Source organism: Metabacillus sp. FJAT-52054, assembly GCF_037201815.1.
Lineage (GTDB): Bacteria > Bacillota > Bacilli > Bacillales > Bacillaceae > Metabacillus_B > Metabacillus_B sediminis.
Map to the genome: position 1 here is coordinate 4,078,787 of NZ_CP147407.1, position 21,556 is coordinate 4,100,342.

23 protein-coding genes are annotated in these 21,556 nt (G+C 45.6%); 2 read left to right on the forward strand and 21 right to left on the reverse strand.

What is annotated here, in order from left to right:
• Positions 1-200 precede the first annotated feature (200 nt).
• The 10 genes from dnaB to WCV65_RS20980 all read right to left on the reverse strand — a co-directional run bounded on the left by dnaB (position 201) and on the right by WCV65_RS20980 (position 9,359).
• Positions 201-1,556 carry a replicative DNA helicase gene (dnaB, locus tag WCV65_RS20935; RefSeq protein ID WP_035408509.1) on the reverse strand — a complete coding sequence of 452 codons (1,356 nt, stop codon included), beginning with the start codon at positions 1,554-1,556 and terminating at the stop codon, positions 201-203.
• 184 nt (positions 1,557-1,740) lie between these two features.
• Positions 1,741-2,187 (reverse strand): 50S ribosomal protein L9, encoded by a 447-nt coding sequence (gene rplI / locus WCV65_RS20940; protein ID WP_035408507.1) that lies wholly within the window; start codon positions 2,185-2,187, stop codon positions 1,741-1,743.
• A complete protein-coding gene (locus WCV65_RS20945) occupies positions 2,184-4,163 on the reverse strand; it encodes a DHH family phosphoesterase (RefSeq protein WP_338779170.1) in 1,980 nt (659 codons plus the stop codon). The genes rplI and WCV65_RS20945 overlap by 4 nt, the downstream gene beginning before the upstream one ends.
• A 43-nt stretch (positions 4,164-4,206) precedes the next feature.
• Positions 4,207-5,142 carry a YybS family protein gene (locus WCV65_RS20950; RefSeq protein WP_338779172.1) on the reverse strand — a complete coding sequence of 312 codons (936 nt, stop codon included), beginning with the start codon at positions 5,140-5,142 and terminating at the stop codon, positions 4,207-4,209.
• Positions 5,143-5,366: 224 nt separating this feature from the next.
• Complete coding sequence (gene rpsR, locus WCV65_RS20955; RefSeq protein WP_035408497.1) at positions 5,367-5,606, reverse strand: 30S ribosomal protein S18; 240 nt, start codon at positions 5,604-5,606, stop codon at positions 5,367-5,369.
• 35 nt (positions 5,607-5,641) lie between these two features.
• Complete coding sequence (ssb, locus tag WCV65_RS20960; RefSeq protein WP_035408495.1) at positions 5,642-6,160, reverse strand: single-stranded DNA-binding protein; 519 nt, start codon at positions 6,158-6,160, stop codon at positions 5,642-5,644.
• Positions 6,161-6,201: 41 nt separating this feature from the next.
• Positions 6,202-6,489, reverse strand: coding sequence for a 30S ribosomal protein S6 (gene rpsF / locus WCV65_RS20965; RefSeq protein ID WP_035408493.1), 288 nt, complete (start codon positions 6,487-6,489; stop codon positions 6,202-6,204).
• 538 nt (positions 6,490-7,027) lie between these two features.
• The gene (ychF, locus tag WCV65_RS20970) at positions 7,028-8,128 is read right to left on the reverse strand and encodes a redox-regulated ATPase YchF (protein ID WP_338779175.1); all 1,101 of its coding nucleotides are present in this window, start codon (positions 8,126-8,128) and stop codon (positions 7,028-7,030) included.
• Positions 8,129-8,260: 132 nt separating this feature from the next.
• Positions 8,261-8,467: a DUF951 domain-containing protein gene (locus WCV65_RS20975; protein WP_338779176.1), complete on the reverse strand. Its 207-nt coding sequence runs from the start codon at positions 8,465-8,467 to the stop codon at positions 8,261-8,263.
• A complete protein-coding gene (locus tag WCV65_RS20980) occupies positions 8,457-9,359 on the reverse strand; it encodes a mechanosensitive ion channel family protein (protein WP_338779177.1) in 903 nt (300 codons plus the stop codon). The genes WCV65_RS20975 and WCV65_RS20980 overlap by 11 nt, the downstream gene beginning before the upstream one ends.
• A 192-nt stretch (positions 9,360-9,551) precedes the next feature.
• On the opposite strand from WCV65_RS20980, the gene yyaC reads away from it, so the two are divergent.
• Complete coding sequence (gene yyaC / locus WCV65_RS20985) at positions 9,552-10,199, forward strand: spore protease YyaC (protein ID WP_066098970.1); 648 nt, start codon at positions 9,552-9,554, stop codon at positions 10,197-10,199.
• Here yyaC and WCV65_RS20990 read toward each other — a convergent pair.
• From WCV65_RS20990 to rpmH, 11 genes are all read right to left on the reverse strand, one after another.
• Entirely contained in the window at positions 10,162-10,866 is a 705-nt protein-coding gene (locus WCV65_RS20990; RefSeq protein WP_035408484.1) for a DUF554 domain-containing protein, read from the reverse strand. The two genes, yyaC and WCV65_RS20990, sit on opposite strands and share 38 nt — an antisense overlap.
• A gap of 59 nt (positions 10,867-10,925) precedes the next feature.
• A complete protein-coding gene (locus WCV65_RS20995) occupies positions 10,926-11,774 on the reverse strand; it encodes a ParB/RepB/Spo0J family partition protein (protein WP_338779182.1) in 849 nt (282 codons plus the stop codon).
• Positions 11,767-12,528, reverse strand: a complete 762-nt coding sequence (locus WCV65_RS21000; RefSeq protein ID WP_035408480.1) for an AAA family ATPase — start codon at positions 12,526-12,528, stop codon at positions 11,767-11,769. The genes WCV65_RS20995 and WCV65_RS21000 overlap by 8 nt, the downstream gene beginning before the upstream one ends.
• A 367-nt stretch (positions 12,529-12,895) precedes the next feature.
• Positions 12,896-13,768, reverse strand: coding sequence for a nucleoid occlusion protein (gene noc / locus WCV65_RS21005; protein WP_338779184.1), 873 nt, complete (start codon positions 13,766-13,768; stop codon positions 12,896-12,898).
• A 101-nt stretch (positions 13,769-13,869) separates the two neighbouring features.
• Positions 13,870-14,586 carry a 16S rRNA (guanine(527)-N(7))-methyltransferase RsmG gene (gene rsmG, locus WCV65_RS21010; protein ID WP_035408476.1) on the reverse strand — a complete coding sequence of 239 codons (717 nt, stop codon included), beginning with the start codon at positions 14,584-14,586 and terminating at the stop codon, positions 13,870-13,872.
• Positions 14,587-14,607: 21 nt separating this feature from the next.
• Positions 14,608-16,497: a tRNA uridine-5-carboxymethylaminomethyl(34) synthesis enzyme MnmG gene (gene mnmG, locus WCV65_RS21015; RefSeq protein WP_035408474.1), complete on the reverse strand. Its 1,890-nt coding sequence runs from the start codon at positions 16,495-16,497 to the stop codon at positions 14,608-14,610.
• Positions 16,498-16,577: 80 nt separating this feature from the next.
• Positions 16,578-17,963 (reverse strand): tRNA uridine-5-carboxymethylaminomethyl(34) synthesis GTPase MnmE, encoded by a 1,386-nt coding sequence (mnmE, locus tag WCV65_RS21020; protein ID WP_035408472.1) that lies wholly within the window; start codon positions 17,961-17,963, stop codon positions 16,578-16,580.
• 382 nt (positions 17,964-18,345) lie between these two features.
• Positions 18,346-19,071, reverse strand: a complete 726-nt coding sequence (gene jag / locus WCV65_RS21025) for an RNA-binding cell elongation regulator Jag/EloR (protein ID WP_338779188.1) — start codon at positions 19,069-19,071, stop codon at positions 18,346-18,348.
• Positions 19,068-19,886, reverse strand: coding sequence for a YidC family membrane integrase SpoIIIJ (gene spoIIIJ / locus WCV65_RS21030; protein WP_156505875.1), 819 nt, complete (start codon positions 19,884-19,886; stop codon positions 19,068-19,070). The genes jag and spoIIIJ overlap by 4 nt, the downstream gene beginning before the upstream one ends.
• Positions 19,887-20,009: 123 nt before the next feature.
• Positions 20,010-20,369 carry a ribonuclease P protein component gene (rnpA, locus tag WCV65_RS21035; RefSeq protein ID WP_035408467.1) on the reverse strand — a complete coding sequence of 120 codons (360 nt, stop codon included), beginning with the start codon at positions 20,367-20,369 and terminating at the stop codon, positions 20,010-20,012.
• A 118-nt stretch (positions 20,370-20,487) separates the two neighbouring features.
• Positions 20,488-20,622: a 50S ribosomal protein L34 gene (gene rpmH / locus WCV65_RS21040; protein WP_082883743.1), complete on the reverse strand. Its 135-nt coding sequence runs from the start codon at positions 20,620-20,622 to the stop codon at positions 20,488-20,490.
• 602 nt (positions 20,623-21,224) lie between these two features.
• Here rpmH and WCV65_RS21045 point away from each other — a divergent pair.
• Positions 21,225-21,556: DnaA N-terminal domain-containing protein (locus WCV65_RS21045; RefSeq protein WP_338779192.1), on the forward strand; the 332-nt coding region annotated here is incomplete at its 3' end.

The following is a 21,556-nucleotide window of genomic DNA, read 5'->3' on the forward strand; positions in this document are numbered from 1 at the left end:
ATTTAGTGCTTTAGCAAAGCGGGGGTCAGTGCATTGCACTGACCCCCATCGAATCACCGCACAGGGGGACAGAGCAAAAAACATGCCATCCGGCTCGGGATATGCAATCAGAAAGAGAAGGGACGGAGGTTTAGTGCTTTAGCAGAGTGGGGGTCAGTGCAACAGCACGAAAAAGACCACACCCCAAAAGGGTGCAGCCTCTAAGCCCCTGGAGCGTCGTCAAACCTCCGCTCCAAGTTCACGAACTTGTTGTATTCTTTTACGAACGCCAGGGAGACGGTTCCCACGGGACCGTTACGCTGTTTGGCGATGATGATTTCGATGATGTTTTTGTTTTCGGATTCTTTGTCGTAGTAATCGTCACGGTATAGGAAGGCGACGATGTCGGCATCCTGCTCGATACTTCCGGATTCACGGATGTCGGACATCATCGGACGCTTGTCCTGGCGCTGCTCCACTCCACGGGAGAGCTGGGACAGGGCGATGACGGGCACCTTGAGCTCACGGGCCAGGGATTTGAGCGTTCTTGAGATTTCGGATACCTCCTGCTGGCGGTTATCCTTGCTTCGGCCGCTTCCCTGGATGAGCTGCAGGTAATCAATCAGGATCATGCCGAGGCCGGCCTCTTGCTTGAGACGGCGGCATTTTGAGCGGATCTCACTTACGCGGATCCCTGGGGTGTCATCGATATAGATTCCTGCGTTAGAAAGGCTTCCCATAGCCATGGTGAGCTTTCCCCAGTCCTCGCTTGTCAGGTTACCGGTTCTTAAGTTTTGGGCGTTGATGTTGCCTTCTGCACAGAGCATACGCATAACGAGCTGGTCGGCCCCCATCTCGAGGCTGAAGATCGCAACGTTCTCATCTGTCTTGGTCGCGACGTTCTGGGCAATGTTCAGGGCGAAGGCGGTTTTACCAACAGAAGGACGGGCGGCAACGATGATGAGGTCGTTTCGCTGAAAGCCTGCCGTCATCCGGTCGAGCTCAGAGAACCCGGTTGGTATTCCCGTGATGTCTCCTTTTCGGTTGTGAAGAAGTTCAATATTATCATAGGTTTGAACGAGGACATCCTTAATGCTCTGGAAGGAGCCTGCGTTTTTGCGCTGTGCTACTTCCATGATGCTTTTTTCAGCATCTGTCAGGAGATCGGCCACTTCGTCTTCGCGTGTATAGCCTTCCTGGGCAATCGTGCTTGCCGTCCGGATTAGTCTTCTTAAAATCGATTTTTCTTCTACAATTCTTGCATAATATTCTACGTTCGCCGCTGTTGGTACTGAGTTGGCAAGGTCTGATAAATAGGAGACCCCTCCAATTTCTTCAAGCAGATTTACATCTGCGAGATCAGAGGTAACGGTGACCAGATCTACAGGCTCGCCCTTGTCGGTAAGCTGGAGCATCGTGTTATAAATTTTCTGGTGCGCAGCCCGGTAAAAATCCTCAGGTATTAATACTTCTGAAGCCATCGTTAAGGCTTGCGGTTCAAGAAAAATGGCTCCTAGTACAGCTTGTTCAGCATCTATATTCTGCGGCGGAATTCGGTCATTGAATAGTTCATTCAAGTTCGAGCACCGTCCTTTAGGTTAAAATGGCACGTACTTGTTCTATTATATAAGAAAAAGGTGATAGAAGCTGTAACAGAATTTTTTCTGATCAGCTCTATCACCTCTCATGCTGCTTTCAATCCTCAGAAAACCCTGATTTTCCGCATTTTGTAAAACGCGGCAATGGGTTAACTTTCCATGCTTATTCTTCCGTTACATGAACCTTTAGAGTTGCTGTTACTTCGGTATGAAGCTTTACAGGTACGTTTGTGTATCCAAGACCTCGGATCGCATCCGGAAGGTCCAGTTTGCGCTTATCGATTTTGATGGAGTGGACCTTTTTCAGCTCATCGGCAATTTGCTTGCTTGTGATGGAACCGAATAGACGTCCGCCTTCTCCAGATTTCGCTTTCAGTTCAACGGTAAGCTCTTCAAGTGTTTTTTTCAGCTCTTCCGCCTGCTGAAGCTCTTGTTCTGCTTCTTTGCTCTCTTTATTCTTTTGGGCATTAAGTGCTGACATTGCCGCATTGTTTGCTTCTACAGCAAGACCTTGTTTAATCAGGAAATTGTGCGCGTAGCCGTCCGCTACGTTTTTTACCTCGCCTTTTTTTCCTTTGCCTTTAACATCTTTAAGAAAAACTACTTTCATGCCTTAATTCCTCCTTCAAAATAGTCGCCAATTGCTTGCTTTAATCTCTCTTCCGCTTCTGCAACCGTTATGTCATGAAGCTGGGTGGCCGCGTTCGTCAAGTGCCCGCCGCCGTCCAGTGCTTCCATAATCAGCTGAACATTCACATCCCCAAGCGACCTTGCACTGATTCCAACCGTATTTTCATTGCGCCTCGCCAGAACAAACGAAGCTGAAACTCCGCTCATCGAAAGGAGAGTATCCGCTGTTTGAGCAATGATAACCTGATCGAAATAATCCCCGTTTTCATCAGAGTCCATTGACAGCGCTACGCCATTCTCAAGCAGCTCGGTGTTCTGAATCAGCTTGGAGCGTTTCACGAAATGGTTGATGTCCTCTTTCATAAACTTTTGAACAAGAATCGTGTCCGCTCCTTTTGACCTGAGATAGGATGCTGCATCGAACGTTCTTGAGCCGGTTCTGAGCGTAAAGCTTTTTGTGTCCACTATTATACCAGCTAACAGGGCCGTTGCTTCAATCATTTTGAGCTTCAGACGCTTCGGCTGGTATTCAAGCAGCTCCGTGACAAGCTCCGCTGTAGAGGACGCATACGGCTCCATATAGACAAGCAGAGGGTCTTTAATAAATTCCTCGCCCCGCCTGTGATGGTCAATCACCACTTTATCATGAACACGTCCCAGCAGCTTCTCATCAAGAACGAGGGAAGGCTTATGTGTATCCACGACAACGAGCACCGTTTCCTCTGTCACCATTTCAAGCGCTTCTTCCGGTTTAATAAAATGGGACCACAATTCGGTATGAAGCTTAAGCTCCTCTACAAGCCTTTGAACACTCGAATCTATTTCATTCTGATCGAGAACGATGTACGCTTGCTTGTCGTTTACTTCTGCAACTTTCAGAACGCCGATTGCTGCACCGATTGCATCCATATCCGGATATTTATGGCCCATGATCAGAACCTTGTCACTGGCCGTGACAATTTCCGTCATTGCGTGGGAAATAACACGGGCGCGGACCCGGGTTCTTTTTTCCATCGGATTCGTTTTGCCGCCGTAAAACTTTACTTTGCCGTTCGGCTGCTTAATGGCAACCTGATCTCCTCCGCGGCCTAAAGCAAGGTCCAGGCTCGATTGCGCCAGATCTCCAAGCTCCTGAAGGGAGTGATGTCCGGCACCGATTCCTACACTGAGCGTAAGCGAAATATTATAAACGGCTGTTCGCTCGCGCACCTCATCAAGGACAGAAAACTTGTTTTTTTCCAATTTTTCTAGGATATGCTCATTTAAAACAGCAAGAAACCGCTCAGAGGAGACGCGCTTTAAAAACAGCCCCTGTTCATTCCCCCATTTATTCAAAAGGGACGTCACTTCACTGTTAATCGTGCTTTTCGTCTGATCGTCCATCCCTTGCGTTACTTCATCATAGTTATCAAGAAAAATAAGGGCTAAAACCGTTCGCTCATTTTTATATTGCTTTTCAATCTCTTTTTGCTCCGTTACATCAAAGAAATAAAGCAGGCGTTCTTCTCTTTTAATAATCACCTTGAACTTCCGGTCATGAAGAGAGAGCGTCTCTGAGTCAACCTCCTGTTTAATAAGAGGAATGAGCCCTTCCGCTACATCATAAAGCGTCCGTCCGACGAGCGTATCTTCATCAAAACAGGAAGCAAGGAATGGATTCGTCCATTCTATATAGTACTGATCATTAAACAGCATGATCCCGATCGGCATCTCCATCAGCGCTTCTTCTCCGACCTTTTTCAGCCTGTAGGAGAGCGTGGATATGTACTCTTCCATATCCGACTTCATTTTGGCATCAGCCTGAATAAGGAGAATAATGGTAAATCCCATAAGAAGAAGGCCTGCGAAGGACAGGATCCAGTTATAGTAAAAAAGGATTGCTAGAGCGATCACTGTCACGCTATATAGAGCGTATATAGGGTAACGGAATAAGCGCTTTTCGTAAAAACTTGGCATCTGTTTCAGCTCCTCGCAACAGTGATACCGTTTTGTAAAACCATTAAGATTTTGGAGTGATTTTCTCCCTTAATCTGAATCCTATGTCAATTATACCTAAGAATTGAATTGGATAAAGCAAAATCGAGAGGAATAGGGAAATAATAACAACCGTGATGGGAACGCTTTTTGATATTCCCTTTACGTAAGCATAGTAAAACAGGAAAGAAAACCCTTGGATGACTAACAAAATCATCAGGATAAAGAATACATTGGACACAGCCATGCTCGCGTAGGATCCCTTCTCGAATCCAATATAGCTCAGCAGAACAACCGCCAAATAATACCATGCAATGCTTTGCGGCAGCTTCCATTCCCTGAATGGCTTTAAAGGCTTTACTTCAAGCTTCAGTCTTTTAAGAATAGCAGATGCAATTGCATGAGTAATGATTGAGAAAAAGAAACTGCACATTACTGCAACTGTCGGCATTAATGTGAAAAACTGTTCCATTTGAGTCCGCATAAGCCTCATCTGTTCTTCCTTCGGAGGCTGACCCATCGTTTTCATAAAGGAGGTCGCCATATTCATGGATTCCGTCATAATAGACTTGAATTCGGTTAGAGGATTCACTTGAAAAAAAAGAACCGAAATCACATAGCCTCCAAGGATGGTAACGAGGAATGCAAAGGTCCCGCCAATAACAGCCGGAGCACTTCCTCTTTTCTTATAAAGTGTACCCATGATGATCCCTGTTAAAGCAGTCGGTGCTGCAGCAAGCAAGGCACTGATTGATCCCGTTATAAAAACGACCGGCAAAGACGCGGCAAACAAAAGAAGACTGCTCCTCGTGTCATGCCTTAATGCATATACAATGAAAGGAATAGGCAGGGCAAATGAAGTAATTATCCCCAGAAGCGGGACGGTGATGGTAATTAAGACGGCAACAGTAAAAAGAGCAAGCATAATCGCTCCCTCTGTCAGGGCTTTCGTGCGTTTCACAGGTTCACCTCATTCAGCTTAAATCACAAGGGGGAGAATAATCCTCTCTATCCGTAAAAATAAAAAACTGCTCTTGTAAGCAGCCTTCACCTTGTTATGTACGATTCAATTATATCATTTTTTGCTGGTAAAGAGTAATGGGCTGTACTCATTGAGTTAGGCGCGGATTCATGCGGAATAAATAATAAAAGACACTCACAGAATGAGTGTCTTTTGGGAATGTCTTATTCGCCTGTAACGTATGGAAGCAATGCCATTTGGCGTGAGCGTTTGATAGCAACAGTCAATTTACGTTGGTATTTAGCGCTTGTACCAGTTACACGACGAGGAAGAATTTTACCGCGCTCGGAAACGAATTTTTTAAGCAAATCAACATCTTTGTAGTCGATGTGCGTGATTCCGTTAGAGGTAAAGAAACAAACTTTACGGCGCTTCGCGCGACCGCCTCTGCGTCCTCCTGCCATTTGTCATACACTCCTTTCGAATTGGATTTTAGTTTTTAGAATGGCAAATCATCGTCTGATATATCAATCGGTTGTCCATCATTGGCAAATGGATCATCATCAAAGCTTGTACGGCCTTGATTGTTGTTATTATTCCGCTGCTGATCTGAACCACCATATGATCTCTGGCCGCCCTGAGACTGGCCTCCATCATAAAAGTTATTGCTGTTTCCGCCACCGCCGCTGTTTCCAGATCCCTTAGGCTCTAAAAACTGCACGCTGTCGGCCACAACTTCAGTAACATACACACGGCGTCCTGTTTGATCCTCATAGCTGCGAGACTGCAATCTGCCTTCAACGCCTGCTAAGTTGCCTTTTTTCAAGAAGTTTGCCACATTTTCGGCCTGACGTCTCCATACAACGCAGTTAAGGAAGTCTGCTTCCTTTTCCCCCTGCTGGTTCGTAAACGTACGGTTTACTGCAAGAGTGAAGGTGGCAACAGCTGCCCCCGCTGGTGTATAACGAAGTTCAGGGTCTTTTGTAAGTCTTCCGACGAGAACGACACGATTGATCATGAAGACCATCCTTTATTTAGAAAATTTATGATCGGCTGCAATTATTCTTCTTCTTTAATCACGATGTGACGAATGATGTCTTCGCTGATCTTTGCAAGACGGTCAAATTCTTGAACCGCTTCTGCTTCAGATGCAACTTTAACGATCTGATAGTAACCATCGCGGAAATCGTTGATTTCATAAGCAAGGCGACGTTTGCCCCACTCTTTCGTTTCCTTTACTTCCGCACCATTGTCAGAAAGAATTCCGCTGAAACGCTCAACAAGAGCTTTCTTCGCATCTTCTTCGATGTTTGGACGTACGATGTACATAATTTCGTAGTTTGTCATTACTCTACACCTCCTCTTGGTCTAAACGGCTCTCAAGCATATGAGAGCAAGGAGCAATATTCAATTACTCACAAGTTAGAATTATACCAAATGGATTGGGATTTGGCAAGGCGCTTCCTTTAATTTGAGGGGAAGCGGAGCGGTTTTGGTGTAAATGGGTGCGGAGGGTGCGAAATTTGATGATAGGGTGTGGTAATTCAGCTCTGCTGCTGGAGGCGCCTGACCCGCTGTGCTTCACCGCATCAGGGGACAGAGGCCTTAGTCTGTGAGCTCATATACCGCAAGGGTTTCCAGAGGTGGTGCCGGAGCTTTAATCCGGTGAAATTTCAGGGGACTGGCACGGTGCCAGTCCCGTCATACATCACCGCATCGGGGGACAGAGATCATAGTCTGCGAGCCCTTATACTGCACGGCTTCCCAAAGAGGGTGCCAGAGCTTTAGTCCGGTGAAATTCTTGGGGACTGACCCCGGAAAGCACCGTCCGTCCCACCCAATCCCACAAAAAAAGAAGACTCCCTCAAGAGCCTTCTCCTTCAAATTAAACGTTAAAACGGAAGTGAATAACGTCTCCGTCTTTCACAAGATATTCTTTTCCTTCAAGACGGACTTTTCCGGCTTCACGGGCTGCACCCATTGTTCCTGCCGCAAGAAGGTCTTCGTAGTGGACGGTTTCGGCACGGATGAATCCGCGTTCGAAATCCGTATGGATGACTCCGGCACATTGTGGAGCTTTCATGCCAAGACGGAATGTCCATGCACGTACTTCCTGAACGCCTGCAGTAAAGTAAGTCGCAAGACCAAGCAGCTGATAAGTTGCGCGGATCAGCTGATCCAGTCCGGATTCTTCAATGCCAAGCTCTTCTAGGAACATTTCTTTTTCTTCCGCATCAAGCTCTACAATTTCAGATTCGATTTTCGCACAAACAACGATCACTTCTGCGTTTTCGTTTGCTGCAAAATCTCTTACTTTTTGAACGTAAGGGTTTTTAGAGGAATCGGCTACTTCATCCTCTGCAACGTTTGCGACATAAAGAATCGGTTTGCTTGTGAGCAGGTGAAGCTGTTTGACATGCTTCATCTGTTCTTCCGTGAACTCAACCGAGCGGGCTGGCTTGCCGTTTTCGAATGCTTCTTTCAGCTTGGAAAGAATTTCGTGCTCTGCGACTGCATCTTTGTCCTTTTGCTTAGCAAGCTTTTCAACTCGGGCAGCACGCTTATCAACAGACTCAAGGTCAGCGAGAACAAGCTCCAGGTTGATGGTTTCAATGTCGTCAATTGGATCGACTTTACCGGATACGTGCGTGATGTTTCCATCCTCGAAGCAGCGGACTACGTGAGTAATCGCGTCTACCTGGCGGATGTGGGAAAGAAATTTGTTTCCTAGTCCTTCACCCTTGCTCGCACCTTTTACGATTCCGGCAATATCGGTAAACTCAAAAGCCGTTGGAACGGTTTTCTTAGGCTGAACAAGCTCTGTCAATTGACGAAGACGCTCGTCCGGCACTTCAACGATGCCCACATTCGGGTCAATCGTACAGAAAGGATAGTTGGCAGACTCAGCGCCAGCCTGTGTAATTGCGTTAAAAAGAGTGGATTTCCCTACATTCGGAAGTCCGACAATACCTGCAGTTAAAGCCATGTTTCGTTCAGCTCCTCTATGATAAACAAAGTCCGATTTCCGGGCTTTGCTGTGTTAGGCCGTACTTTTGTAAACCAACCCCAATTATAGAAAGGAAATCAGGAAAACACAAGAAAAACCGGCCTTTTTCGGTTATTCTGCCGGCGGTTCTGCTTTTACCAGCGTCTTTTTCATTTTTCTTGCAAACTCTCTTCTTGGAATCATGACACTGTGCGCGCACCCTTCACACTTGATCCGGATGTCCATCCCGAGACGGATGATTTTCCAGCGGTTTGTTCCGCAGGGATGGGGTTTTTTCATTTCGACGATGTCATTTAAATCAAATTCCTTATCCGCCACTTTGCTCACCCTTTCCAATGGATGGATCTTTAGCATCCCGGTTGTACATTACGATGCGAGGGAACGGGATATCGATTCCATGCTCGTCCATTACAAGCTTAATTTCCTTGCGAATCATTCTTGAGACGTAGAAATGCTGCATCGGTGCCGTTTCGCATACGACCCTGAGCGTAATTTCAGACGGCCCGAAATTATGAACCCCAAGCAGCTCAGGTACAGCCGCCATATCCTCATATTTAGCAGGGAGGACGCGCAGCAGATCCCGGATGACTTCTTCCACATGCTGAATGTCCGATTCGTATGCCACGTTAATGTCGACGACCGCCGTACTATTATGAATCGAGAAATTGGTCACTTCCACAATACTGCCGTTCGGCAAAATGTGCAGCTCACCCGTCCAGCTTTTAATTTTTGTTGTCCTGAGTCCGATTTCCTCGACCGTTCCTTCAAAACCGCCGACGCGAATCACATCTCCGACGGAAAACTGGTCTTCAAAAATAATAAAGAATCCGGTGATGATGTCGCGTACAAGGTTCTGCGCACCAAACCCGACTGCCAGCCCCACAATTCCCGCTCCGGCAAGAAGAGCTTTGACATCCAGACTCATCGTTTCGAGAACCATTAAAAGAGCGGCAAAGTAAACCACATACGCTAAAACGTTGCTGAGCAGTTTAGCTAGCGTATTTTCGCGCCGTTCCGAGATTCGAAGAGGGGATTTCCCTCTAAGCGAGAGGACTTTTTGTATCGTAATATTACCAACCCGAATAATTAGAGCAGCCACAATAATAATCATAATTATTTTCAGGATCCCGAATCCAATTCCAATCCAAAGGTCCTCGTTCAATAAGTATTCTTGTATTTTCGCATTTACCTTTTCATTCAAAGGATTCACTCCTGTCTATCTCATCATCTCGTTTTAAAGGGTAAGATTCAACTAGCCTTTATTTTAGCAAGTTTTGCTGAAGTTTGACAGGGTGATGAGGAAAAAGTGGCGGCGTGTCAAAGTTCCATCCCCCTAGTATAGATTCCGCCTGTAATCCGTATACTGATAGTACTTTGAGTACAAGGGAGCTGGGCAGCGGCTATGAATCTAAAATCGGGCTTGTTTTCATCTTTCAAGGATCCGGAACGCATTTATTATGAAGATCAGGATGCACAGGAGCTTCTGTCCTCCTGTATTCTGACGCTCCTTCCAAAGATGATTGGCAGGGAAATTGTTATTTTATGTATCGGAACAGACCGTTCGACTGGAGACAGCCTGGGGCCGATTGTGGGCACAAGGCTTGCTGAGAAGGGGATGGAACGGTTTCATGTATTTGGAACTTTGAAGGATCCCGTTCATGCCGTGAATCTGGAGGAGTCAATTGCCTTTATTCAAGCATCTTACAGGAATCCTTATATTATTGCGATTGATGCCTGTCTCGGGAAACTGAAAAGCGTCGGTTCGTTTCAGGTAGGTCCGGGACCTGTTAAGCCCGGGGCTGGAGTGAATAAAGACCTTCCGGCTGTCGGGGACATGCATTTAACCGGAATCGTCAATGTGAGCGGATTTATGGAATTTTTCGTTCTGCAGAATACACGGCTGCACTTGGTTGTGTCGATGGCGAATCTGATTGCCGACAGTTTGATTGATGCAGAGAAACGGCATGTGGTCCGTTCCTCTTGGATCAGGAGATCGCCACTCGCAAATTTAACTAAAAAAAGTAATGCTGAATCGTCACAAGCAGAATGATAACAGGGAGCGCCGGAAGCAGGTTTGCAACGCGGATTGCTTTGATTTGAAGCATATTCAGTCCGATGGCGAGAATCATGACGCCGCCTGCTGCGGTCATTTCCGATATGAGGGACGATAGAAGCTTTTCTTCGATGGACGACTGAATGACTCCCGCTAAAAGTGCAATGGCCCCTTCATAAAGGAGTACAGGAATAGCAGATAAGAGAACGCCGATTCCAAGTGTGCTTGCAAGGACTGCACTTGTAAACCCGTCAATCATCGCCTTTGTCATCAGGACGCTGTGGTCTCCCCTTAAGCCGCTGTCGAGCGCCCCTACGATCGCCATGGCCCCAATGACAAATATAAGAGTGGCTGTGACAAATCCTTCAGCAATGTTTCCGGATTTTGATTTTCCCATTCTTCTTTCAATCCATCTGCCGACAGCATGAAGCTTCTCCTCGAGATTGAGCACTTCTCCAATGACCGCACCTGCAATCAGGCTGACAATGACATAAAAGAAGTCCTCGCTTTTAAATGCCATCGTAATTCCCAAAATCGAAACAGACAAGCCGATCGCAATCATGACCGTTTCCTTAATGCGGTCGGGAATTTTTGTTAAAAGCAGCCCAATGAGTGTACCTGCTGCGATGCCAAGGGCATTAATCAAACTGCCTAATAAAACCATAGTAAACGCTCCAATCGATGTTTTTGCACAGGAAAAAAAGAAACCCCCAGCCTTTACGGTTAGGAGGATTCTTCCATGGCCAGGAGTTCGAGAATTCGTTCTAAATCTCCTGAATCGGTAAATTCAATTTCAATCTTCCCTTTATTGTGCTGCTGTTTAATAGATACCTTCGTTCCGAAATAGGCTTGAAGGGAGGTTTCACGCTCCGCAAGAAAGAGGTCCCGTTTCAGCTGTTTTTTCGGATCCGGAGCTTTGCCTCCGCTTTCGTTCAGCTGCTGAACGAGAATTTCGGTTTGTCTGACGTTAAGCTGTTCTTTTATTATTTTTTCAGCCAATAATTGGTATTTTTCTTTTTTCTTCAATCCGAGAATGGTACGTCCATGCCCCATGGAAAGCTGGCCTTCATTGATCATCGTCTGTACGGCGGCCGGCAGTGTCAGCAGACGGAGATGATTGGCAATATGCGGACGGCTTTTTCCTAAGCGCCTGGCCAATTCTTCCTGAGTTAAATCCAGTTCTTCCAAAAGGGATTGATAAGCCTGGGCTTCCTCAACAGGAGTTAGATCCTCCCGCTGCAGATTTTCAAGCAATCCAAGCTCCATCATCTTCTTGTCGTCCAATTCTCTTACGACTGCCGGGACCGTCTCAAGTCCGGCGAGCTTGGCCGCGCGGAATCGTCTTTCTCCTGCTACAATTTCAAATCCCTTAATGGATTTCCTGACAATAATCGGCTGCAGGATTCCATAATGAAGAATTGAATTCTTTAATTCTTCAATCGCATCCTCCTGAAAGGTCTTGCGGGGCTGATAGGGGTTTGGGCGCAGTTCTTTGACTTTCAATTCCTGTACCATTTCTTCATTGCCCGCCTGTAAAAGCGCTTCCAAACCTTTCCCCAGTCCTTTAGGCATTCGCAGCCACCTCCTTGGCAAGATCCAGGTACACTTCCGCTCCTCTAGAGCGTGCATCATACAAAATAATCGGCTGTCCATGGCTTGGCGCCTCACTCAGCCTTACATTTCTTGGAATAACCGTACGGTACACTTTTTCCCTGAAATATTTTTTCACTTCTTCTATAACCTGAATTCCGAGGTTCGTCCTGGCATCAAGCATCGTCAGCAGGACACCTTCGATCATCAGGTTCGTATTTAAATGCTTTTGAACGAGCCGGACGGTATTCAGCAGCTGGCTCAGTCCTTCAAGGGCGTAATATTCACATTGCACCGGGATAATGACTGTATCCGCAGCTGTTAATGCATTAATGGTTAACAGACCAAGCGACGGAGGGCAATCAATCAGGACATAATCATAGTTATGCTTTACCTTATCGAGTGCTCTTTTTAATCTTACTTCCCGGGAAATAGTCGGAACGAGTTCAATTTCCGCTCCTGCCAGCTGAATGGTTGCGGGTATTACGTGAAGGTTTTCTACGGCTGTTGGACAAATGGCGGCGGCTGCCTCTCTATCTTCAACGAGAATATCGTATATGCAATACTCGACATCTGCTTTTTCAATCCCTATTCCGCTCGTTGCGTTGCCTTGAGGGTCTGTATCGACTAAAAGGACTTTTTTCCCTATATAGGCAAGGCATGCACCAAGATTTACGGAGGTCGTCGTTTTGCCGACTCCGCCTTTTTGATTCGTTATGGCAATAATCTTTCCCACGAGGTTCACCTACTCCTGCATCTCTATAATCTTCTTCCTTTTCAAAGGCCGGACGTCGCATCTTATCTGATCAGCGGCATAAAGCTATTATTCTATTTTAACAAAAAATGAGTGACCGTCGCTCTGGATTTTTCTAAAATCTTGAAAAACATGTCTAGAAAAGCGCAAGCGCCTTGAACAGCCCCGACAAGCACTGGAAGTGAATCCAGCAAAGTCCGGTTTTGACTTTGCTGGATTCTCTGAAGTGACCTCGAGGGGCTAGGCGCTGGAGCTGGACAAATCAACTTATACAAAGAAAGATGATTAGGTAGAAATTTATACATTCTTATCGTAGTAAAAAAAACTCCCCAATCACAGGATTAGAGAGTTACTTCGGAATTTTGATGGTGAATTGGATGTATTCTTCAAATTCCTCTTCTTCCGAATTGATTTGAACGCCGGTATCCGCAACCATCGTGAGCGACTGCCTGATCGTGTTCATGGCAATTCTTGTGTCGCGGCTGAATGCTTTGCGCTTCGGCTTTGGTTTCGGTTTATCTTTTTCAAGCATTTTAACGACACGGTCTTCGGTCTGCTTCACATTCAGCTGTTTTTCTATGATGTCCTGCAGAAGAGCCACCTGCAGTTCAGGCAATTTAAGCGGAATAAGCGCACGGGCGTGGCGCTCCGTAAGCTGTTTTTGAAGAAGGGCTTCTTGCACTTCATCCGGAAGCTTTAAGAGTCTCAGTTTATTCGCAACTGTAGACTGGCCTTTTCCTAGCCTTTGGGCAAGGGCCTCTTGAGTAAGCTCATGCAGTTTGAGCAATTTTGCATAGGCAAGCGCTTCTTCAATTGCGGACAATTCTTCCCGCTGCAGGTTTTCAATAAGCGCAACTGATGCGGTTTCCTTGTCATTAAAATCCTTGATGATGGCGGGAATCGTTTCCCATCCGAGTCTTTGCACGGCTCTCCATCTTCGTTCGCCTGCAATCAGCTCGTATTTGCCATCAGCCGGACGGACTACAATCGGCTGGATAATACCATGCGTACGGATTGTCATGGACAGTTCATCTATTTTTTCATCCGAAAAAATGGAACGGGGCTGAAATCGGTTCGGCGTAATATCGAGAACAGGAATTTGTTTGACTTCTTCTCTTGATTCCATTTCTGCCTCTCCTGCTTCACTCTCCAAATTTTCTAGCGTCTGATCTGTTTCTTCCTTTTCTCCTATTCCGAAGAAACGGGAAAACGGATGCTTCATGTGAGTACACCACCTTTGGAAACTACCAATTTATAATTCTATTTTTTAAGCCGGAATTCCTGCATGCCCCTGCTTGCTTGGGCACTTTTTAAAAATATGTATCATTCGATTGGTGTCTTGTTAGGTGTTCCGGGTTTGCGCGGATATTTACCAGGAGTCGGCTTTATTTTTTTAATCACGACGATGTTTCGTTCGCTCTCTTCAATCGGGAGCTGGAACTGATGAATTGATTCCGTTTTTCCTCCGAGAACGTTAATCGCTTTTTCGCCTGCCTGAAGCTCATCCTCCGCTGCTGCTGCTTTTAAAGCGACAAAATGCCCGCCTTTTTTTACGAGAGGCATGCACAATTCACTTAAAACAGACAAACGGGCAACGGCACGTGCTGTCACTACATCGTACTTTTCACGGTGCTGTTTATTTTGGCCGAACGTTTCAGCACGGTCATGATAGAAGGATACATTGGTCAGCTTAAGACTCTTTGCCAGCTCCTCCAAAAAGGTAATCCGTTTATTTAAGGAATCGACAATGGAAACAGAAAGCTCCGGAAAGCAGATCTTAATCGGCAGGCTTGGAAATCCCGCTCCCGCTCCAACATCGCAAATGGAAAGCGGCTTTGAAAAATCAAAATGAAAGGCTGCACTGATTGAATCGTAGAAATGCTTCAGATAAACCTCTTCCTTGTCTGTAATGGAGGTAAGATTCATTTTTTCGTTCCACTCCACGAGCAGACGGTAGTACGTATCAAATTGGGAAAGCTGTTCAGGAGAAAGGGAAATGCCTTTCTCCTCAAGCTTAGATTGGAATAAGGAAATGTCCATCACGAAATCCTTTCTTGTGCTTTAGTCGTTTGCGACTTTCGCGATTCGGCCCTGCTCCATATAAACGAGCAGGATGGAAACGTCCGCAGGGTTCACACCGGAAATTCTGGAAGCCTGGGCCATAGAGAGCGGCCGCACTTCCTTCAGTTTCTGGCGCGCTTCGGATGCAAGTCCATTTATCGCGTCGTAGTCAATGTTCTCAGGGATTTTTTTATTTTCCATCTTTTTAAGTTTATCGACCTGCTGAAGAGATTTATCAATATATCCTTCGTATTTAACCTGAATTTCCACCTGCTCTGATACGTCAGGGTCTACAGGGGAATCTGCCGGTGCAAGCTTCGCAATGTGGCTGTAGTTGATTTCCGGTCTTTTCAGAAGATCGCCGGCCCGGATTCCGTCCTTCAGCTCGCTTCCGCCCGTGGAACGGATGAGTTCCTGAACTTCGGCATTCGGTTTAAGGATCAGTTTTGCGAGACGGACTTTTTCTTTTTCAATGGCCGCCTTTTTCTCTGTGAATGTCTGATAGCGGCTGTCGCTGATCAAACCAATTTTATAGCCTGTTTCAGTCAAGCGCAAATCGGCATTATCATGACGAAGCAGCAATCGGTATTCGGCACGTGATGTCAACAGACGGTACGGTTCACTCGTCCCTTTTGTGACCAGGTCGTCAATCAGAACTCCGATATAGGCATCGGAACGGCTGAGAATGACTTCTTCGCGGCCAAGCGCTTTTTGACCGGCGTTGATTCCCGCCATAATGCCTTGTCCCGCTGCTTCCTCATAGCCGGAGGTTCCGTTAATTTGTCCCGCCGTGTAAAGTCCAGGAACTTTTTTCGTTTCCAGGGTCGGCCATAGCTGGGTCGGTACGATCGCATCGTACTCAATCGCATAGCCAGGTCTCATCATTTGAACATTTTCAAGTCCCGGAATGGTGCTGAGAATCTGCTTTTGCACATCCTCAGGCAAGCTTGTAGAGAGGCCCTGCACATAAACCTCTTCCGTATTGCGGCCTTCCGGTTCAAGGAAGATCTGATGGCGCGGCTTATCATTAAAGCGCACCACTTTATCCTCAATGGATGGGCAATAACGGGGGCCTGTCCCTTTAATCATACCGGAATACATCGGCGAACGGTGCAGGTTGCTGTCGATAATCTGATGTGTTTCTGCACTTGTATAGGTTAGCCAGCATGGAAGCTGATCTGTAATGAATTTGGTTGTTTCATAGGAAAATGCCCGGGGCTCCTCGTCGCCTGGCTGGATTTCCGTTTTGCTGTAATCAATGCTTTTGCTGTTGACACGGGGAGGAGTACCTGTTTTAAAACGGACAAGGTCGAAGCCAAGCTCCTGCAAATGCTCGGAAAGCTTAATTGATGGCTGCTGATTATTCGGTCCGCTGGAATAGGAAAGATCCCCCAAAATAATGCGTCCGCGCAGGAAAGTACCTGTTGTTAGAACAACAGTTTTAGAATGGTATTCTGCGCCTGTTTGGGTGATAACACCCCGGCATTCGCCGTCTTCAATAATCAGGCTGTCGACCATGGCCTGCATGAGGGTCAGATTCGGTTCGTTTTCCATCGTTTTTTTCATTTCATGCTGATACGTAAACTTATCCGCCTGCGCACGCAGTGCCCTTACAGCAGGACCTTTAGCGGTATTCAGCATTCTCATTTGTATATGCGTTTTATCAATATTTTTACCCATTTCGCCGCCTAACGCATCAATTTCCCGTACAACGATGCCTTTAGCTGGTCCTCCGACGGACGGATTGCAGGGCATGAAAGCGACCATATCAAGGTTGATCGTAAGAACGAGCGTTTTTGCGCCCAGTCTCGCGGATGCGAGAGCGGACTCAACACCTGCGTGGCCTGCACCAACGACGATTACATCATAATCACCAGCGTGGTATGCCAATGTTGTTTCCTCCTTTAGTTGTAAAGCTGCTTATTTCATCTATATCCAATTTATTGAAGGCTGAACCGATGAGGCCGGCCTTATTTTCCAAGGCAAAATTGAGAGAACAGCTGATCAATCAAGCTTTCGTGTACAGAGTCCCCGATAATTTCTCCAAGCTGCTCCCACGCTCTCGTCAAATCGATTTGAACCATATCCACGGGCATTCCGGCATCAATTCCATTGAGTGCTTCTTCAATGGATCGCTTTGCCTGAGTCATCAGAGCAATATGTCTCGTGTTTGAAAGGTACGTCATGTCACCAGACTGGATGTCTCCTTTAAAGAATAGAGATTGAATCGATTCTTCAAGTTTATCGATTCCTTCTTCCTCTTTAAGGGATGTCGCAACGACAGGGCGCCCATTTGCCAGAAGGCTGACCTTATCCATATCAATCGCTTGTGGCAAGTCCGTTTTATTGATAATAATAATGACGTCCATGCCTTTTACCGCTTCAAACAGCTGCTCATCCTCAAATGTGAGCTCGTCACTGTAATTGAGTACAAGCAGGATTAAATCGGCTTCCTTCAAAACCTGGCGGGACCTCTCAACCCCAATCCGTTCAACGATGTCCTCGGTCTCACGGATACCGGCTGTGTCTACAAGCTTCAGAGGAACGCCTCTTACATTTACATACTCTTCAATCACATCGCGCGTTGTTCCGGGGATATCCGTAACAATCGCTTTATTTTCGTGAACCAGACTGTTAAGCAGCGAGGATTTTCCGACATTCGGACGCCCGATAATGACAGTGGACAGTCCTTCTCTCAGTATTTTTCCCTGACTTGAAGTCTGGAGGAGCTTCTCTATTTCAGTCTTGACATAAGTTGCTTTTTCTACAAGCATCTGATGCGTCATTTCTTCCACATCATCATACTCAGGATAATCAATATTCACTTCCACATGGGCCAGTGTTTCAAGGATTTCCTGGCGAAGCTTTCTGACAAGCTTTGAAAGACGGCCATCCATTTGTCCAAGTGCTACGTTCATGGCTTTATCCGTTTTGGCCCGGATCAGATCCATGACCGCTTCTGCCTGTGAAAGGTCAATCCGTCCATTCATAAACGCCCGTTTTGTAAATTCTCCGGGCTCTGCCATTCGGGCTCCGCTATTCAGCACAAGCTGAAGAACCCGATTTACCGAAACGAGTCCTCCATGGCAGTTAATTTCGATTACGTCCTCACGGGTAAAGGTTTTCGGGCCTCTCATAACGGAAACCATTACTTCTTCTGCAACCTCATTTGTTTCAGGATCGATGATATGCCCGTAATGAATGGTGTGGGATGCTGCGTCCTTAAGCTTTTTTCCTGCAGGCGCTGCAAAAACACGGTCCGCTATCGCTACCGCTTCATCACCGCTCAATCTGACAATGGCGATTGCTCCTTCACCCATAGGTGTGGATATGGCTGTAATTGTGTCGAATTCCAAGTCGTTCACCTCACTCTAATGCAATCTATCTATATGGGAAAGTGATTAAATAAAAAAGAAGGTCATCAAAACTTTAAGATACCATATTCGGCAGGTAAAAGGAAGTTTGGAGGTAGAAGGAGTTATTCACAGAGAATCTATCGTTCGCCCTATATTTTAACTTATCCACATGTGAATAACAATATTTGCAGCAGGAATTAACGTGTGTTTTTTGTCAGCTGTTCATAAAATTACTTGGGCGAATGTGAATGCAATCTGATTTTTTCCCAAACGCTTTTCCCGCAAACTTTTTTTGTTTAGCGGGCGGGGGATTGATTGCTTCCACGGAACACTGAGTCTATTCAGAAAAAAAGCCCATAAAAAACCAGCCGCTGAGGGCTGGTTATCGTTTTGGAGCAATGACTATATGACGCCTCGGTTCTTCTCCTGCGGAAAAGGTGACGACTTTTTTGTTGCGTGCAAGCGCAGCGTGTATGATTTTTCTTTCATAGGAAGGCATTGGCTCAAGGGCCACTTCCTTTGATGACGCCAGCGCCTGATTGGCAAGCTTGTTCGCAAGCTGGACAAGTATGTCTTCACGGCGTTCCCGATAGGACTCGGCATCCACCGTTACATGAAAATACTGATCCGAATGACGGTTGGCGACAAGCTGAGTTAAATACTGAAGGGAATTCAGTGTTTGGCCTCTCTTGCCAATCAGAAGAGCGATGTCTTCACCCTCAATCAGGAAGGTGAGATTTCGCCCCTTTTGAATCTTCTCTACAGTGGCTTTTACACCCATCTGTTCGATCACCTGCAGCAAGTAGGCATGAGCTTCCTCACCAGGTTTTTCATTGATTGCCTTTTTAACCGCGGGCTTCGGCTCTTCCTGAAGAGGTTCCGCTTCAGCGAAAACTTCTTCAGGCTGCACCATTTCTTCCTCTGGAGAAGGATCCAATGGTTTCAAGACAGCTTTTACAACGGCCTCTCTTTTGCCGAAGCCAAGGAACCCTTTTCTTCCTTCAATCACGATTTCAATTTCGGCGTCTTCTCTTTTCGCATTAAGCTTTTTCAGCGCGGCTTGAGTTGCTTCTTCAACGGTTGAACCGGCAGCTGTTGCCTCAATCACTTTTTAGCTCCTGCTTTTTGAGGAGTTTTTTGAGCATTTGCTTTTAAATCAGGACCTTTAATCAGCAATGATTGGCAAATCATAAAGATATTTCCGACTACCCAGTACAAGGACAGGGCGGCAGGGAATGAAATAGCGAAAATAACGATCATAATCGGCATCAGCCATACCATCATAGCCATCTGCGGATTTTGATTTTCTGTACCGGCCATCATAATTTTCTGCTGAATAAACGTCGTGATCCCGGCGACAACCGGCAAAATATAGAATGGATCTTTATCACCAAGATCGAACCATAGGAATGCGTGCTCCTTAATGGCTTCCGTTCTCATAATCGCATGATAGAACCCGATCAATATCGGCATTTGGACAAGCAGCGGGAAGCATCCTGCCAGAGGATTAACTCCGTGTTTCTGGAACAAAGCCATCGTTTCCTGCTGAAGCTTTTGCTGTGTCTGCTGATCTTTAGAGCTGTATTTCTCGCGAAGCTGTTTCATTTCCGGCTGCAGCGCTTGCATAGCCTTTGAGCTTCTTGTCTGTTTGATCATCAGAGGCAGGATCGCAAAACGGATAAGAATGGTTACGATAATAATAGCCAATCCGTAGTTTGCTGTTGCGGCACCGCCGCCGGTCAAATCTGCAAAATAGGTAATAACCCATGATAGAGGGTAAACAATATACTGATTCCAAAACCCTGTACTTTTATCCGTAATCGGCTGATTGACTTCCGTACAGCCGGATAAGAGGGTTACTAGACCAACTAATCCAAGAACTAACCAAATACGCCTCTTCAAACTGTATCCTCCTAACAGCATGTCTATTTTTAATGTATTCATTGTCTGTGAGTTTACTGATCCATCCGTGATTAATGGCGGTTCAAGAGTATTTTACCATCTTTTATTTAGAATTTGTTTTTTCTTTTCAAACGTTTAATGACATCATTTTTCACCATTTTTTTTCTTGGTCAAAAGCCTTGCCTTTTTAAATAGGTGAAACAGACTGTTTCGAACTTCCTCGTAATTTAATTCGGCCGCCGGTTTCCTGGCGATAACAATATAGTCCTTCCCTGTAGAAAGGAAATCTTTCTCTTCCAAAAAAATCTGTTTAACGAGCCGTTTTACCCGGTTTCTCGTCACGGCATTTCCTATCTTTTTGCTAACGGATAATCCAAGTCTGAACTCTTTTTCTTCTGCTCTATGAAGCGTATAGATAACAAATTGCCGATTCGCAATGGATTTGCCTTTTTTAAATACCTGCTGGAAGTCTTCGTTTTTTTTGATCCGGTTCTTTTTTTTCATGCTGACTCCACTCCGCTTTTATTGCTCTCTGTTCTTTTCTTCCCCCTTAAAGGGTTGCCCATTTTCGGGTGTTAAAAACGATTTTAATGAAAAAAAAACCACTGACGTGTTCAGTGGCTTATGCGGATAATACTTTTCTTCCTTTACGACGGCGAGCAGCTAGAACTTTACGTCCATTTTTAGAGCTCATGCGCGCACGGAAGCCGTGTACTTTGCTGTGTTTGCGTTTATTTGGTTGATAAGTACGTTTCATTATATGCACCTCCCTGAGGAATAGCTGTTAAAGACAGTCCTTACAAGTATAGAGACCTTACCATGTAAATGTCAATAGCCAAAAAAAATAGAGTCGGCAATCTTTTTTTAAAGGTGCGATCTCCAGCCAAACTTGCCCTGTGGACAACTTTTTCGCCATTTTTTTATTATCCACACCCTTTATCGACATCTTTTTCACAAAATCCAGGAATGTGGACAATTTTTTTCGACAGGCTGTTTCTTCTGTGGATAAGTTTTAGCCCCCATTGCAACAATTGGTTTATTTTGATATTATATTTGTGTTTTCACTCTTGATAACGAAATGACCGGAATTCGCTTATCCACAGTTTGTGGATAACGTGTGGAAAGTTGATAACATCGTGTTCGTAAGCTTGTCCACAGCAAGGGGCATTTTGTTGAAAACCTGCTTTTCTACTATATTATATCGTTATCAACAATTCAATATCGATGAATAAATATTCAAAGGGTGCCGGAGTGTTTGTACAACTTCTGTACAAGGCTGCCAGTATACCTGTTTTTTTCGTTGCCGAAAATAAATAAAGATAGATAAAGAGTCTTGGATAAGGAGGGACAGAGCAGCTAATGGAAAATATTTCGGATTTATGGACTAAGGCGCTGGGAGAGATTGAAAAGAAAATCAGCAAACCCAGTTATGATACGTGGCTCAAATCGACAAAAGCCCATGCTCTTCAGGGGGACACACTGACGATTACAGCACCAAACGAATTTGCGAGAGACTGGCTTGAGAGCCGCTATCTGCATTTAATCGCCAATATTATCTATGAATTGACGGGAGAAGAACTGGCCGTTAAATTCATTATCCCGCTGAATCAGGATGAAGAGGACTTTATTCCGAAGACACCGGCAAAGCCTCCTGAAAAAGATGGAGACGATCAAATTGAAATTCCGCAGAA

Bases quoted from the DNA above. Each gene is read 5' to 3' on its own strand.
- rplI (WP_035408507.1), bottom strand. From the start codon at position 2,187: ATGAAAGTAGTTTTTCTTAAAGATGTTAAAGGCAAAGGAAAAAAAGGC.
- WCV65_RS20945 (WP_338779170.1), bottom strand. From the start codon at position 4,163: ATGCCAAGTTTTTACGAAAAGCGCTTATTCCGTTACCCTATATACGCT.
- rpsR (WP_035408497.1), bottom strand. From the start codon at position 5,606: ATGGCAGGAGGACGCAGAGGCGGTCGCGCGAAGCGCCGTAAAGTTTGT.
- ssb (WP_035408495.1), bottom strand. From the start codon at position 6,160: ATGATCAATCGTGTCGTTCTCGTCGGAAGACTTACAAAAGACCCTGAA.
- rpsF (WP_035408493.1), bottom strand. From the start codon at position 6,489: ATGACAAACTACGAAATTATGTACATCGTACGTCCAAACATCGAAGAA.
- ychF (WP_338779175.1), bottom strand. From the start codon at position 8,128: ATGGCTTTAACTGCAGGTATTGTCGGACTTCCGAATGTAGGGAAATCC.
- yyaC (WP_066098970.1), top strand. From the start codon at position 9,552: ATGAATCTAAAATCGGGCTTGTTTTCATCTTTCAAGGATCCGGAACGC.
- WCV65_RS20990 (WP_035408484.1), bottom strand. From the start codon at position 10,866: ATGGTTTTATTAGGCAGTTTGATTAATGCCCTTGGCATCGCAGCAGGT.
- WCV65_RS20995 (WP_338779182.1), bottom strand. From the start codon at position 11,774: ATGCCTAAAGGACTGGGGAAAGGTTTGGAAGCGCTTTTACAGGCGGGC.
- noc (WP_338779184.1), bottom strand. From the start codon at position 13,768: ATGAAGCATCCGTTTTCCCGTTTCTTCGGAATAGGAGAAAAGGAAGAA.
- rsmG (WP_035408476.1), bottom strand. From the start codon at position 14,586: ATGGACATTTCCTTATTCCAATCTAAGCTTGAGGAGAAAGGCATTTCC.
- spoIIIJ (WP_156505875.1), bottom strand. From the start codon at position 19,886: ATGCTGTTAGGAGGATACAGTTTGAAGAGGCGTATTTGGTTAGTTCTT.
- rnpA (WP_035408467.1), bottom strand. From the start codon at position 20,369: ATGAAAAAAAAGAACCGGATCAAAAAAAACGAAGACTTCCAGCAGGTA.
- rpmH (WP_082883743.1), bottom strand. From the start codon at position 20,622: ATGAAACGTACTTATCAACCAAATAAACGCAAACACAGCAAAGTACAC.